General features: G+C 59.9%; 7 protein-coding genes and 2 pseudogenes. 2 read left to right on the top strand and 7 right to left on the bottom strand.

The annotated features are described in order from the left end of the window. Window positions 1–165: 165 nt before the first annotated feature. Window positions 166–408: pseudogene (locus BN1233_RS33770) on the top strand (integrase core domain-containing protein); the annotation flags it as partial. On the opposite strand, the pseudogene BN1233_RS46290 reads toward BN1233_RS33770, so the two are convergent. From BN1233_RS46290 to BN1233_RS33745, 6 genes and pseudogenes are all read right to left on the bottom strand, one after another. Next, window positions 397–672, bottom strand: a pseudogene (locus BN1233_RS46290) (integrase core domain-containing protein); the annotation flags it as partial. The pseudogenes BN1233_RS33770 and BN1233_RS46290 overlap by 12 nt on opposite strands. A gap of 300 nt (window positions 673–972) precedes the next feature. Further along, entirely contained in the window at window positions 973–2604 is a 1632-nt protein-coding gene (locus BN1233_RS50685; RefSeq protein ID WP_046868055.1) for an amino acid ABC transporter permease/ATP-binding protein, read from the bottom strand. Between the two features lie 119 nt (window positions 2605–2723). Continuing rightward, window positions 2724–3572, bottom strand: a complete 849-nt coding sequence (locus BN1233_RS33760; RefSeq protein ID WP_244471076.1) for an ABC transporter substrate-binding protein — start codon at window positions 3570–3572, stop codon at window positions 2724–2726. 62 nt (window positions 3573–3634) lie between these two features. Continuing rightward, the gene (locus BN1233_RS33755; protein ID WP_046868054.1) at window positions 3635–5467 is read right to left on the bottom strand and encodes a hydantoinase B/oxoprolinase family protein; all 1833 of its coding nucleotides are present in this window, start codon (window positions 5465–5467) and stop codon (window positions 3635–3637) included. A gap of 44 nt (window positions 5468–5511) precedes the next feature. Continuing rightward, window positions 5512–7356 (bottom strand): hydantoinase B/oxoprolinase family protein, encoded by a 1845-nt coding sequence (locus BN1233_RS33750; protein ID WP_046868053.1) that lies wholly within the window; start codon window positions 7354–7356, stop codon window positions 5512–5514. Beyond that, entirely contained in the window at window positions 7349–9460 is a 2112-nt protein-coding gene (locus BN1233_RS33745; protein WP_046868052.1) for a hydantoinase/oxoprolinase family protein, read from the bottom strand. The genes BN1233_RS33750 and BN1233_RS33745 overlap by 8 nt, the downstream gene beginning before the upstream one ends. Window positions 9461–9756: 296 nt before the next feature. Here BN1233_RS33745 and BN1233_RS33740 point away from each other — a divergent pair, with 296 nt between their 5' ends. Then, a complete protein-coding gene (locus tag BN1233_RS33740; protein WP_187144437.1) occupies window positions 9757–11064 on the top strand; it encodes an ATP-binding response regulator in 1308 nt (435 codons plus the stop codon). Here the strand turns inward: BN1233_RS33740 and BN1233_RS33735 are convergent. After that, window positions 11061–11711, bottom strand: coding sequence for a response regulator transcription factor (locus BN1233_RS33735; protein WP_046868194.1), 651 nt, complete (start codon window positions 11709–11711; stop codon window positions 11061–11063). The two genes, BN1233_RS33740 and BN1233_RS33735, sit on opposite strands and share 4 nt — an antisense overlap. Window positions 11712–13534: the final 1823 nt, after the last annotated feature.

Genomic DNA, 13534 nt, shown 5'->3' with positions numbered 1-13534 from the left:
AAGGGGCGGCCATGTAACGAGCTCGGGCTCTCAGCCCAACGTCGATCGGCGGCCTGCCCGCACCTTCGTGCTCCCGGTGCCCCACGTCCCGGATGGGCTCACCATAACATCGCTTTCCGAAGAAGGCAGATGGACGCAAAAGGCACCACAAGCATCATGCCGGATAACGGGCAAGTCGAGAGGATGAACCGCACCCTCAAGGACGCGACCGTCAAGCGCTACCACTACGAGAGCCATGACCAGCTCCGGCAGCATCTCGCCGACTTTGTCAGCGCCTACAACTTCGCCCGCCGGCTCAAGACCCTAAAGGGCCTCACACCCTATGAGGCCATCTGCAAAACCTGGACAAAAGAGCCCCAGCGCTTCATCCTCAATCCCATCCACCAAATGCCGGGACTAAACATCTAACATTCCAACCGGACCACTCAACGGGGGCGGGTCACTGCCCAGAGTTGGTGAGGTCGGCCAGAGCTGGACCTCTGGTGCAGGCGATCGGTAGAAGGATGAGTACGGCCGCTTGGTGTTGTCGTGACCCTTCCAGCTCTCGATCGGAATCTCCGCTTCGCGCAGGCTGTAGAAGATCCCCCGGTCGAGGACTTCGTCGTGGAGCTTGGAGTTGAAGCTCTCGCGGTAATCGTTCTCCCAGGGGCTTGCCTTCTCGATATAGATCGTTCACCTCCCGGCCGTCGAAATGCACGCCATAGGCCTCGCGCTGTGAGATATCGCAGCCAACGCGGCTATCAGTGCGTTTCAGCCGTTCGCGCAGGACCTGTGCTGGACGCCCGCGATCTTCGACTTAGAGGGACTCCGATCGCCCATTCATTCACGACCATCGACACTCTCGATATAGAGTCTGCTTCCAAGTTTCATTCTGGCCGACTCATACCTACCCACCAAAATTCTGACCTCAGGGACAGAGTCGCGACCCTGTCCGCTGCCAATCCTGCGGATCAGAACGTCTTCACTTGGGTATCAGACCGCTTCTGGCTCACGTGCCACCAATTGCAGGAAATTCCGCGTCCGCTCCTGTTTTGGATCGTTGAGGACCTCGTCGGGTGTGCCCTCCTCCACGATTCGGCCCTCTGCCATGAAGATAACTCGATCAGCTACTTCGCGCGCAAACCGGACCTCGTGCGTTACGATGATCATGGTCATCCCGGATTCAGCTAAACGCCGGATTACTGAAAGAACCTCTGAAACCAGCTCCGGATCGAGGGCCGACGTAGGCTCGTCGAACAGCATGAGTTTTGGCGATATCGCAAGCGCGCGCGCTATAGCAACCCGCTGCTGCTGGCCGCCCGACAATCGGTGTGGCAGATGATCCGCGTGGCGGGTTAGCCCGACCTTCGCCAAGAGTTGCCAGCCGAGTGCACGAGCCTCCGCGGCGGGAACACCGTACACCCGCGTCGGCGCTTCCGTAATGTTTTCGAGAGCGGTGAAGTGATCGAAGAGGTTGAAATGTTGGAAAACCATCCCGATCCGCGCTTCCGCGCGTGCCTTTGCAAGATCGCGCGATGGCTTCGGATAGTCGCCAACGCTGTCGTAGCCAACCCAGCGGCCGTCAACTCTAATTTCACCTCTGTCGATCGACTCAATATGATTGATGAGTCGTAGCAGGGTACTCTTCCCAGAGCCACTCGGACCCATTATGGCAACGACTTCACCACGACGTACCGAAAGATCAACGCCGCGCAGAACTTCGAGGCTGCCATAGGATTTGTGAACTTCCCGACACACGACAAACGGTTCACTCGTGCTCGCCGCTTCGGTGGCGCAGGGGATCAGCTGCTCCCAGCTCTGTTCTATGATCCCGAAGGGGGACTCCTTTGGCCTGCCGTAAGTGGGATTAGCCGAACCTGCCGCGTTGCCTGTCTCACCAGAAAGGGCGCCATGGCTACCAAGGAAAGTGCCGAGTAGCCGGCGAGAGGCCGTGCTCTGCTGAGGCCGCTCCAGGCTAAAGCGGCGCTCCAGCCATGTCTGCCCTGCCGAGATAACGCTGGTTAGAACCAGATAGATCACTGCGGCTGCAGCGAATACCTTAAAGAACTCGAAGTTTTGTCCGACAATTTGCTGCGCCCGGAAAGTCAATTCGTTCACAAAGATAACCGACGCGATGGAAGTCAGCTTTAGCATTGTCACTGCATCGTTTGCAATCGCTGGCAGAATGGCCCGGAGAGCCTGGGGCATTACAATCCGCCGAAGTGTTAGCAGAGGACCCATGCCGAGCGATGCGGCTGCGATCCTCTGGTTTCGATTAACTGAGAGAATGCCGCCGCGAATGATCTCACCGCTGAACGCAGCCTCGTTCAATGCAAATGCAATGACCGCTGTTGTGAAGGTATCGAGCCTGATACCGATCAGTGGCAAGGCGTCATAGATGAAAACGAGCTGAAGCAGAATCGGCGTCCCGCGCACAAACCAAATGTAAAGCCAGGCAGCGCCGGAGACCCACACGATTGACGACAGTCGCATCAACGCCAGCAACAGCCCTAGAAGAAGACCAAGTGCCATCGCCAGGACGGTGATCTCTACCGCTAGGATCGCGCCTTCGATCAAGAACCAGGAAGTAAGATAGCGGTAGAATTCGGCTAGCCAGGGAAGCATCTCTTCTCCTAACACCCGAGTGGGTCGGATGTGGCCCAGCGGCTGTCCGAAAGCGCTGGGGCTTCAGTCCGTCGACTACTCACGCCGTTCCGGTCATATGGCTCGGAGCGAGCACATCACTACTCGCGCAGGATCTCAGCAGGTCTCTGCAGCGATGGTTCCATGCCGTACTTCTCGTAAAGCTTTCTCTGCGTGCCGTTGGTCTGAGCGACGCGTAGCCCATCGTAGATGGCATTGACCAGATCCTTCCTGCCCTTTGGAACCGCAGCGGCTTGGACCAGGTCGGTCAGGTGCGCAAACGCGAACGTCACCTCACTGGAGCGCTCCTGCATAAGGCCGTAGGCGAGACCAAGATCGATAAAAAAGATGTCGACCCGACGGTTGAGAAGCTGGCGCATGGCGGCGGCGTTGTCGGGTCCGACCTGAATCTCGATCCCGGGTTTACCCGCCGTCCTGCAGGCTTCGTCCTGCTTTCTAAGCGTGGCCTCCTCGACAGTACCAAGCAGTGTGACGGCACTGAGCCCACAGAGATCTCCGATCGACTTAACGTTCTTTGGATTTCCCGGTTGAGCCAGCGCCCCGATCCCTGCTTGCATATACACGATAAAGTCGAGCTTCTTAGCACGCTCGGGCAGGTAGTAGAGAGCATCCCACATGACATCGATCTGGCCCGCCATTACAGCCGGGACTAGGCCGGACCAGCCACCGAGGAAGAACTCGTATTTGGCTCCGGCGCAGTCGAAGACGGCGCGAGCCAAGTCCGCATCGAACCCGATAATGTTATTGAAGTTGGTCGGGTCTCGGAAGATAAAGGGTCGGGTCTGTGGATCACCGCCGATGCGCAGGGTCTTGCCTGCAAGATCCGGATATTTCTCGGCTATTCTTTCGGGTTCACATTTCAGTTCTTGAGCCCGCACTGACGTAACTCCTGCGCCAGAGAAGGCCGCCAGCATCAATCCGAGCGCCATCGCAGCCAATCGCAAGGTCATCATTCCGTTCCTCCCGCGGTAATTGATCTCTGTCTCGAGGATCAAATCTGATTCTGTCCTCCGTCTCCCTCCTTCCGTGCCAAGTTGCCCGCCTGACCACGGAGGCGGGAGGTCCCATCAAAGTCGACCGAGCCGTCAGACCTAAAGGTGACGGTATAGACCTGCTCCGCCTTTTCACAGCTGATCCAACCTTCACGGACGTCGCGGTCGACGAGTGCCGGGTGGCGGTCACGCGGGTCGCCGTAGCCGCCGCCTCCAGCGGTGCAAGAGATGACCGACTCACCATCGGCCAGGACGTATTGTGCGCTGATATCTGGCACGTCTTGCAGTGAGCCGTCGCGGGTGCGCACCCAATGCCTAGCGGGTGCCGCCGAATGCCCGCCGCGCGCTCCCTTCGCAGGATTCAGGGTACCGTCACTTACATAGCCGATCTCCATGTCGCAGCGAACGGGACCGAATTCTATCTGAAAGCCCGGTGCGCCGCGATATTTTCCGGCACCTTCGCTGTCGGTGATCAGCCGCCTCTCGGTGATACGGATGGGGTGATGGATTTCGTCGACCTCGATGCTATCGAGGAATGGCATGCCTGCATTGCCCATCGTGAGCATCGTCAGCCAGCCGTCCGAAACGGGCGTTCCCGGTCCGCCTCCTCCCCCGAGGATGACCTCATTGCAGAACGGAGCGTCACCAAAGCGGGGGTCCCTGCCAGAGATCACCGCGCCCGCGGCGGGAATTGCGGCACCCCCATCGGCCATACCGATCCCGCCGCCAATCTCGGCGAGGGCCCGTTGCACCGCACAGGTAACCCGGTCGCCCAGGTTCGTGGTTGCAACCGAGCAACTGGTCGGATGGCGCGGGATCCCTACAACGCAGCCCTCACGAATCAGAATCTCGACGCGTCTGAAACTCCCGGCGTTCGGCGGAACAACATTGCCGACGGTGTTGAATACCCCCACCATGGCTGCCGTAAGCGCGCAGGCCTGCGAGAGGTTCAGCCCGCATGGATAGCAGTCTGGATTATCACACATATCGATGGTGATGTGGGCCTCACTGCTATCTACCGTCACGGTGGCTTGAATTGTAATTCCTTCAGGCGGTGTTCCCGGCACGGGATCGTGTGTCGCGAAAGCCGTGGCTATGCCACTTGGCATGCCTCGGATTGCCTGTACCATGAGCGTCTCGCTGTAGTCGAACAGCTCCTCAGTGTATTCGGCTAGTGCATCCCAGCCGAGCTCGGCGCCCATCTCCATCATCGCGCGCTCGCCAACGCGTGCTGCTCCGAGGGTTGCGAGATAGTCGCCCCGCCACTGCTCAGGGACTCGAATACGCATCTCGCACATACGGATCACGTCGTGAATGTCCCGGTATCCCTCCTGGATCTTTACGGCCGGAAAGATCAGGGCGCCTTCCTGATAAACGTCGCGGGCGGCACCCATGTAGGTCGTGGGCAGCGAGTTACCACAGTCTGCTTGGTGGGCTTTGGCAATTACCGTGAAGCGGTGCCGGCCGGTGTCATCAATGACCGGCACCAAGATCGCATGGTCCGCGGCATGTGAATTGCCGTGGTAGGGCGAGTTATGCAGAAACGCGTCACCGCGCTTCAGTGTGGGATGGAATTCTTGTACTGCGCGCGACATCAGATCGGCACCACGCAGGACGTGAATCGGATAGCACTCGGCCGCCGTGACGAGCTCGTGGTCGGCTGTCACGATGCAGCAGGAGAAGTCGCGCGCCATGTTCAGGACACCGGAACGGCCCGTTCTGAGGAGCGTGTTTGCCATCTTGCGGACGACGCTCTCGAAGCGCTTGTTGAAAATAGCCAAGCGCACTCCATCGATGACGTGCTGCTGTTCTCGGCTAACTCTGGCAGGCATCAATCAGACTCCAGGTCTGGCATGATATAGGCGGTTCATTTGGATCATCGGGCGATACTTCGCCCTGTTGCAGACAACCGCTTGATATAGCTCTTTTGCTGCTGAACACGCCGCCGCTCCGTCGCACTCCTATCGAGGCAACCGGAAGTATCAATTAGTACTCCGTAGACGCTGGCGGCCCGTTCGTTGCTGATCCAGCCCTCGCGAACGTCGGTCTCAACCCGTTCAGGATCGCGATCCAGAGGCGTACCAAATCCTCCGCCACCTGCGGTCAGCGACACAATCAACTCGCCGGGCTCGAGTGTTACTTGGGCGCTAATACCTAGCGGTTTAAGGTCGCCGCATATTGCTCGCTTGAACTGTTGTGCTGGCTCGGCCGCAAGGCCGCCCCTTACTCCACGCGCCGGATTAATAGTGCCGTCGCTGACATAACCGACTTGGATGCTGCAGTTCACCGGCCCGAAGGCGACCTGTAGCCCCGGCGCGCCGCGATATTTTCCGGCACCTTCGCTGTCGGTGATCAGCCGCCTCTCGGTGATACGGATGGGGTGATGGATTTCGTCGACCTCGATGCTATCGAGGAATGGCATGCCTGCATTGCCCATCGTGAGCATCGTCAGCCAGCCGTCCGAAACGGGCGTTCCCGGTCCGCCTCCTCCCCCGAGGATGACCTCATTGCAGAAGGGCGCTCCGCCGGCGCGCGGATCGTGACCGGAGATCACGCCTGCAGCGGGTGGGATAGCGGGACCGCCGTCGGCCATGCCTATTTGTTCGTCAATTTCCACCAAAGCGCGCTGCACCGCACAGGTAACCCGGTCGCCCAGGTTCGTGGTTGCAACTGAGCAACTGGTCGGATGGCGCGGGATCCCTACAACGCAGCCATCACGAAGATGTACGCGGATACGGCGGTAACTCCCTGCATTCGGTGGTACAGTGTGATCAATGCTGTTGAAGATGCCGACCATAGCAGCTGACAGAGCGCAGGCCTGCGACAGGTTGAGCCCGCAAGGATGGTTGTCGGGGTTGTTGCGAAGATCGACATCAATCATCGCCTCCTCACTGTCCACCTCAACGATGGCCGTAATAGTAATACCCTCCGGCGGACTCCCCGGCACTGGATCATGGGTCGCTGTTGCGCTCGCCCGGCCACTGCGGCAGTTGCGGATTGCAGCAATCATCTTCTGCTCACTATAGTCGAACCATTCGCCCGTGTGTGCGCGCAGTACATCCCAGCCGATCTCCACGCCTAGTTTCAGCATCTCGCGTTCGCCGACACGGGCCGCCCCCAATGTAGCGAGGTAGTCGCCACGCCACTGTTCGGGAACGCGTATGCGCATCTCACAAATGCGGATGATGTCCTCAATGTCATGATAGCTCTCTTGCACCTTCACAGCCGGAAAGATCAGAGCGCCTTCCTGATAAACGTCGCGGGCGGCACCCATGTAGGTGGTGGGCAGTGAGTTACCGCAATCTGCTTGGTGGGCTTTCACAAGGACGGTGAATCGGTGGATACCATCGTCGCTGATAACTGGCACCAGGATCGTATGGTCCGCGGCATGTGAATTGCCGTGATAGGGTGAGTTATGCAGAAACGCGTCACCGCGCTTCAGTGTGGGATGGAAACGCTTCATCGTCTGTGACATGAGGTCAGGCCCACGCAGGACGTGAATCGGATAGCACTCGGCCGCCGTGACGAGCTCGTGGTCGGCTGTCACGATGCAGCAGGAGAAGTCGCGGGCTGTGTTCAGGACACCAGAACGGCCCGTTCTGAGAAGCGTGTTTGCCATCTTGCGGACAACGCTCTCGAAGCGCTTGTTGAGAATAGCTAAGCGCACTCCGTCAAGTGTCCGCTCGTTTGGCGCGGGTGCCAACCCAGCAGCCTCACGCATCTGCCTTGCTCCGTTTACTTCCAGCGCGGCTGCCGGCCGGAGCACTCGGGCGAATCCAAAGACTGCCGCTCGCCATCCGCTCAACCGAAGCGCCGGGATCTACTACGACGGTTGTGAAGCTTGACTCGACGATGCACGGGCCGTGCACGACATGCCCGACGGGCATGGTCTCAAGGATCTCGACCATTGCTGTAACCATACCTCGGTCGGGAAACCAGGCACGGCGCTGACGTGCTTTAGCATGGACCTGCCGGTCCGACACGAGGACAATCTCACTCGCTCTTGGCAAGCGACAGGTGACCTTGGCGCGCCATGTCACAATCTCGATCTCCGAACCCGGATCACTGAACGCGAAGAGTTCTTCATGCGCGGCATGGAGCCGGGCAACTAGATGTTCCACGTCCTCTGAAGATGAGAAGCGCGAACTGCCGATCGGAACTTCGACCTCCCAGATCTGGTGCGGATAACGAGCTTCCGCGAAGTATTCTATGGAGTGCTCCAGCGTGCCGGTCCCAGGCCCGTTTATGAAGGCCACGCAGCGCCCCTCGAGCTCCTCGAGCGTGCTATTAACACTGTCGAACTCGAAGTCCGCGCTGGTCGTAAAGTAGGTGGCACTGTATTCCGTGCTAAGATCTGACATGAGAGCGCTCGCGGCGCTCAACGTAGCACCTACGGCCGGGATCACCACGCCAGGACAACCAAGACGTCGGGCGATCCGGACGGCATTAAGTCCGCCTGCACCGCCGCCGCCGATCAGCACAGCTGTAGACGGATCGATACCCTGGTTAATCGTCACGTCCTCAATCGCATGGATCATGCTCTCAGTGGAAAGGCTAAGAATTGCGCTTGCCGCCTCATGCAGGTCGAGGCCGAGCGGAGCGCCAACGTGTGCTTCGATCGCGCGAATTGCCGCCTCGACATCAAGGCCAATTGCGCCGCCCAAGAAGTAGTCGGGATCGATGTAGCCTAGCACAAGTGCCGCGTCGGTGACTGTTGGATACTCTCCACCCCGGCCGTAACAGGCAGGTCCAGGGGTTGAGCCGGCGCTACGCGGCCCAACATGCAGCATACCGCCCTGATCAACCCAGGCGATGCTACCGCCTCCCGCCCCGATGCTTCTGACGTCCACTGAGGGAAAGCCCGTCATGTGGCCTCGAAACGGCTCACCAAGCCAGGTCTCCCGGGTCCAAGGTATGCTGCCGCGCCGTACAAGGCTCACGTCGTAGCTGGTCCCCCCGGTGTCGGCGACGATTGCAGTATCGGAGTTTCCATCCAGCACCGCATAAAAGCGACCGGCAACAGGTGCCATAGAGGGTCCGGACTTCACCGAGTGGATCGGTGCCTCAGCGAGATGAGCTGCGTCCACCACACTGCCCAGCGATGTAACCGTGAGGAGGCGGCCCCGGAAGCCAGCTTGCATCAGCCTTGATTGCAGCGAGCCGAGGTACGTCCCCATCAGTGGCTTCAGGGATGCGTCGATGCAGGTCGAGGACGCGCGCCGGTATTCCCTGATTGAAGGATTGAGCTTGTGCGAGAGTGTATACGGAATACCAGGCAACTCCCGGTCAAGAAGCTCGCCGAGACGGCGCTCGTGCACCGGATTGACGATCGACCAGAGTAAGCAGACGCCGATTGCTTGTATCTCCTGTTTCTTCAACCGCTCGATCACGGCCAGGACTGCGGTCTCGTCGAGTGGCTTCACGATCTCGCCTTCCGACCCGATACGCTCGGGGATCTCGAACGTCAGGCTGCGTGGAACGTAGGGATTGGGGTACGGAACGGTGTAGTTGAATGGCTCCTTGCGACCGCCTTCGCGGAGCAGGAGGATGTCAGGGTGCCCCTCAGTGGTAAGAAAGGCCGTGCGAGCGGTGTCACCGGTGAGAATCGCGTTTGTCGCTCGCGTAGTCGCATGGACGAATATCTCACAGGCCCCAAGCAGCTGCTCGACCGATGTCGAACAGTCGCTCGCGGCCACATTCAGCACGTCGAGGACACCGATCACCGGATCCTCGGGCGTGGTCAAAGCCTTGTACATCCTGAGCTGGCCATCTTCTTCCATCACAAGGTCGGTGAAGGTACCGCCAACATCCGTCGAAAGTCGCATTCCATTCCCCTTTTGGCACCTAACACCCATGTCTTATCCAGCCGCTTGCTGAAGAGCGGCTTCCACAAAGCTGCGACGCCTGTCGTGTGCCGCAGGTCTGTACTCATGCACGCTAGATACTCGAGGCGGCTCATCGCAATGGTACTTTCGGGCATGATTGGGTGTGGCGGCCTACCCGCGTCAGCTCGCCACGACCTGGCCGGCAGGGCGACCATGGGATGGATAGTGGCATGACCTCACCGCTCCTCTCGGATGCACTCGCCTCACTAGAGGCTTTGGAGACGCAAATTCGCGAGATGACATCGCTGGCCTGGGCAGGTCGAGATAGCGGCACTGAGGGCTGTGTGGACGCGCGGCGCCGAGCTAGTTCACAGAATATAAAGGAGATGGAAGCTCGCCTGCTGTCTGCAGCTACTGCGCTCCGTTCGCAGTTGGACGCGGCGGAGGTGGACCAGCTCCGCTTGGCAGCAGAGTTAGAGGCAGCCCAACACTCGCGGCAGGAGACGGCTGAGTTGCTCGCCGCCGCCGCCCATGATCTGCTGCAGCCCTTGAGCTCAGCCCGCATCTTCCTAGCAACGCTGGCAAGACAGCGGCTCCGGGCGCCAAACCGATTTCTGGTCGATCGCACTGACGGTGCACTCTCATCAGCGGAGGCCTTGCTCACTGGCTTACTAGAAATCTCAAGCCTTGAGGCAGGCGGCCTTACATCCGAGGTGACTAGCTTTCCAGTCAGCAGCCTTTTGTTCACGCTCCGCGACGAATTCGAGCCGCTTGCCATCCGCAAGGGCGTTTCGCTCCGAGTTGTGTATTGCACTAAGCGCGTTCAGAGCGATGCACACCTCCTTCGCAGGATCATCCAGAACCTCTTAGCGAACTCGATCCGCTACACCGAGGCTGGAAAGGTGCTCCTTGGATGCCGCCTGATGGCAGACGCTGTGCGCATCGAAGTCTGGGATACGGGTCCCGGCATCCCGCCAGAGAAGTTCGACCGAATTTTTGAGGCCTTCGAGCGCCTACGGGGGCCCTCCGAAAATGCCGACAGTGTTGGTTTGGGGCTCGCAATTGTGCGTCGACTCACTCGGCTTCTCGGCCATCCGCTTATGCTTCGGTCGGAGGTTGGTCGCGGATCGATGTTCGGCGTGACGGTGCCATATGGGCGGGCGATGCCGGCTCTGCGGCCGGACGACATTGTCCCGCCACCACGATCATGGAGCCTGGGCGGAAGGCTCATCCTGGTAGTGGAGGATGACCTGCGCGTCGCAGAGGCCATGAGTGGCCTCCTAAAGAGCTGGGGCTGCCAGGTTGCTGCTGCCGCCTCCGGGACCGAGGCTCTCGACCGAATAACCGGAGGCCTTCACCCCGACCTAGTGCTTGCCGACTTCCACCTTGGAGGGGTCGAAACGGGCTTGGAGGTGATTGACCGCATCAGGGTCATGCACAGCAGAGCGATTCCGGCTCTCCTCGTTACAGCTGATGCAGGCGCGGCAATTCGGCGTGAGGCGCGAAAGCGAGGCTGTCAGGTGCTTCGAAAGCCTCTCAAGGCGGCGGAGATCCATGCCGCAATCGGCCGGCTTATCGCGGTTTCCACTTCAAAGAATTTTTAGTCGATGATCCCGAGTTCCTCGAGCCGGTGGGCGGCAAGCGCCGCCTGGGTGCGGGTGTTAACGCCAAATTTCTGCAGAATAGCAGTAATGTGCGCCTTCACGGTACGCTCGGCGATCCCGAGATCGTGGGCGATCTGCTTGTTAAGCTGTCCCTTGCCCAGAAGCCGAAGGACCCGTCGCTGCTGGGCTGTTAATGCCTCAAACTCGCTAATTATAGCGTCATCACGACTCTCACCGCCGGACGTCCCTGTTAGATCCCGGAACTCAGCCGGGAAGCAAGTCTCTCCAAGAAGTACCCGCGCAACCGCCTCTGTGATTTGCTCCGTCGGGCTGGATTTGGCGACGAAGCCCATCGCGCCAAGCCGGATCACCTCCATGATGATGCTGCGGCTCGACAAAGCCGAGAGGACCAAGAGCGGCACTTGTGGGCAGTTCTCTCGTATCATGGACAGACCGGTATAGATTCCGGATTCCGGCATCTTCAGGTCGAGCAATATCAGGTCTAGTGAGGAGTTCTCGGCCAGTAGCTTTCGGGCACGCTCGAGAGTATCGGCATGCAGAAGGTCGGCATGGAAGGAAGTAGCAATCGCGGCCGTCAGAGCCTCACGGAAGAGAGGGTGATCTTCGATTATCAGGATTCTTGGCATGAAGCGTCCAGTCGCCAGATGGCCCGGGACCCACAATAGCCGACTGGCGCGGCCCTGCCGAGCCATTCGTGCGGCCCTCAGATCGGCGCGAATTGTGCTCTGGAGACCCGGTCTCGGCACGTTTATAACACCCTTGTCCGTTCACTACGCGACGGGCCCTCAGGATGAACCCTGTAAGGTCCTCAACTTTATTCCTCTCGGTACTCTGACCGGGGTGACAGTGCACGGCCTTGTATTAGCAGTGCCTGGACCTGTGGAGAGGGCCAGCGCCATCTTGGTATGCCATAGAGTCGTCGACGAAGTTGCCGGCGATGCGTGCGGAAGATGTCGCCGATGCGCTGATCGAAGACCAGCTCCGGGGCACCCGGGAATCCATGCAGCCGATGACCAGCAGGGTTAGCGAAACGGATGGCTCTGAGTCTTGGGTGACCTGCTGCAGACAATGGTGCCAGGTTCTCCGTTAACCCGACCCGCTGGCCGATCGGCAGAACCAACCCGTCAGGCGCTCGCCATCGCCCCTCTACTACTTTAGGGGTAGCTTAGCGGCATTCCGTAGCGTAATCTTTAATTCGTGCCATTGAGCGAGTTCGAACTGCGGCTCGTTCGATGGTGGGCTGGGAAATTGCAGATGACTTTTTATCCCCGTCGGGGCCGGCACGCGCCCTCGGCCTCGATGATCTAGGCCTCGCGTCCGAGGCTTACGAGATCGCCCTAGCGGAAGCCGGCAAGCCCATTCCCGATCCCTTCCGCGAGCTTCTGGCACGGTTCATCATTGAGCGCGCGCTCGAATGTGCGCGTAATGCAGACCGCCTGCGGGCGGATGCGCTGGAATATGTGACCAGGTTTGCGGAAGAGCGGTCAAAGGCCCAAGCGCATCACGACGGCACTCCTGCTCCACACCTCCTGCACACGCAGCCGGGCAGGCATGGTGATCCATCAAGCCTACTGTGGAGTCGTCACAATCGAGTAAGCCGGCTTTTGCAAGTACACTCTCAGCCACGGCAACACCACTTCATTGCGGTAAACACTCCCTTTGTCGTGGTGAGGCCCCCGGCCGTGACATCGCCACGGCTGGGGCCGTTACCCATGTGCGGCAGCGCCCGTTCGGCATCACCGGCGACTGGCACGGGTTCCTGTTCCGGGTGCTTGCTCGGCCGCAGGGCAATCATGCGTTCCCACCGCCAGAACCGGGGCGGAGATGCGCCGCTCCTGATGAGAACGGCTGGCTGGCAGTCACAGCGGAACCCCGGATGTCAGTTGTCCGTTCTGCTGGTGGACTTCCATTCGGTGGTGAGAGATCGGCGGGCTTGGCGGCCCGCTTCAGGAAGAAGGAAGCCCCGTTCGGTTGTGGAGCCCGGGCGGGGCTTTCTGCATCCCGGGCCACCTCGACGCTTTCTGCCGAACCCCCAGACAGGCACGGCAGGCATAACGGGCACCCGCCGATAGACGAACCCGCTGGCGTAGCGGATCGCGTCGCGGCTGACCTCGATTGCCTTCGACCCGCCCGGCAACCGTCAGCCGCCGCAATACTCGACGCGCGCAACGCCGACCGTCGGGTTTGGCTGAGCACCGAACGAGGGTCTGTTGCCACGAGGGCCGTTACGCAACGCTGGCCCGAGCCAAGTTGTCCGGATCGGATTGAGAGTCGGTTGACGCTGTGGCACAGCGCCTTTGCCGAATGCACGACGGTGATGATTGGCTGTGAACTTCACGGCGTCCAGGACCGCAGCCGCTCCAAAAGAGACCCCGCCAAGCACGCGTTACCGGGCGGGGTAGGAACATCAGAGGAACAGGCCGGAACAACAACGGACAACAACCGGCCG

Origin of the sequence: Microvirga massiliensis, from assembly GCF_001006805.1 — a bacterium.
GTDB classification, from domain to species: Bacteria; Pseudomonadota; Alphaproteobacteria; order Rhizobiales; family Beijerinckiaceae; genus Microvirga; species Microvirga massiliensis.
The sequence above is the reverse complement of the archived record's forward strand: the minus strand, read 5'-3'. Positions and strand labels throughout refer to the sequence as shown.

What these genes read in the sequence shown, in the direction of transcription:
- BN1233_RS33740 (WP_187144437.1), top strand. Translation starts at nt 9,757, where the DNA reads ATGACATCGCTGGCCTGGGCAGGTCGAGATAGCGGCACTGAGGGCTGT.
- BN1233_RS33745 (WP_046868052.1), bottom strand. Translation starts at nt 9,460, where the DNA reads ATGCGACTTTCGACGGATGTTGGCGGTACCTTCACCGACCTTGTGATG.
- BN1233_RS33750 (WP_046868053.1), bottom strand. Translation starts at nt 7,356, where the DNA reads ATGCGTGAGGCTGCTGGGTTGGCACCCGCGCCAAACGAGCGGACACTT.
- BN1233_RS33735 (WP_046868194.1), bottom strand. Translation starts at nt 11,711, where the DNA reads ATGCCAAGAATCCTGATAATCGAAGATCACCCTCTCTTCCGTGAGGCT.
- BN1233_RS33760 (WP_244471076.1), bottom strand. Translation starts at nt 3,572, where the DNA reads ATGGCGCTCGGATTGATGCTGGCGGCCTTCTCTGGCGCAGGAGTTACG.
- BN1233_RS33755 (WP_046868054.1), bottom strand. Translation starts at nt 5,467, where the DNA reads ATGCCTGCCAGAGTTAGCCGAGAACAGCAGCACGTCATCGATGGAGTG.
- BN1233_RS50685 (WP_046868055.1), bottom strand. Translation starts at nt 2,604, where the DNA reads ATGCTTCCCTGGCTAGCCGAATTCTACCGCTATCTTACTTCCTGGTTC.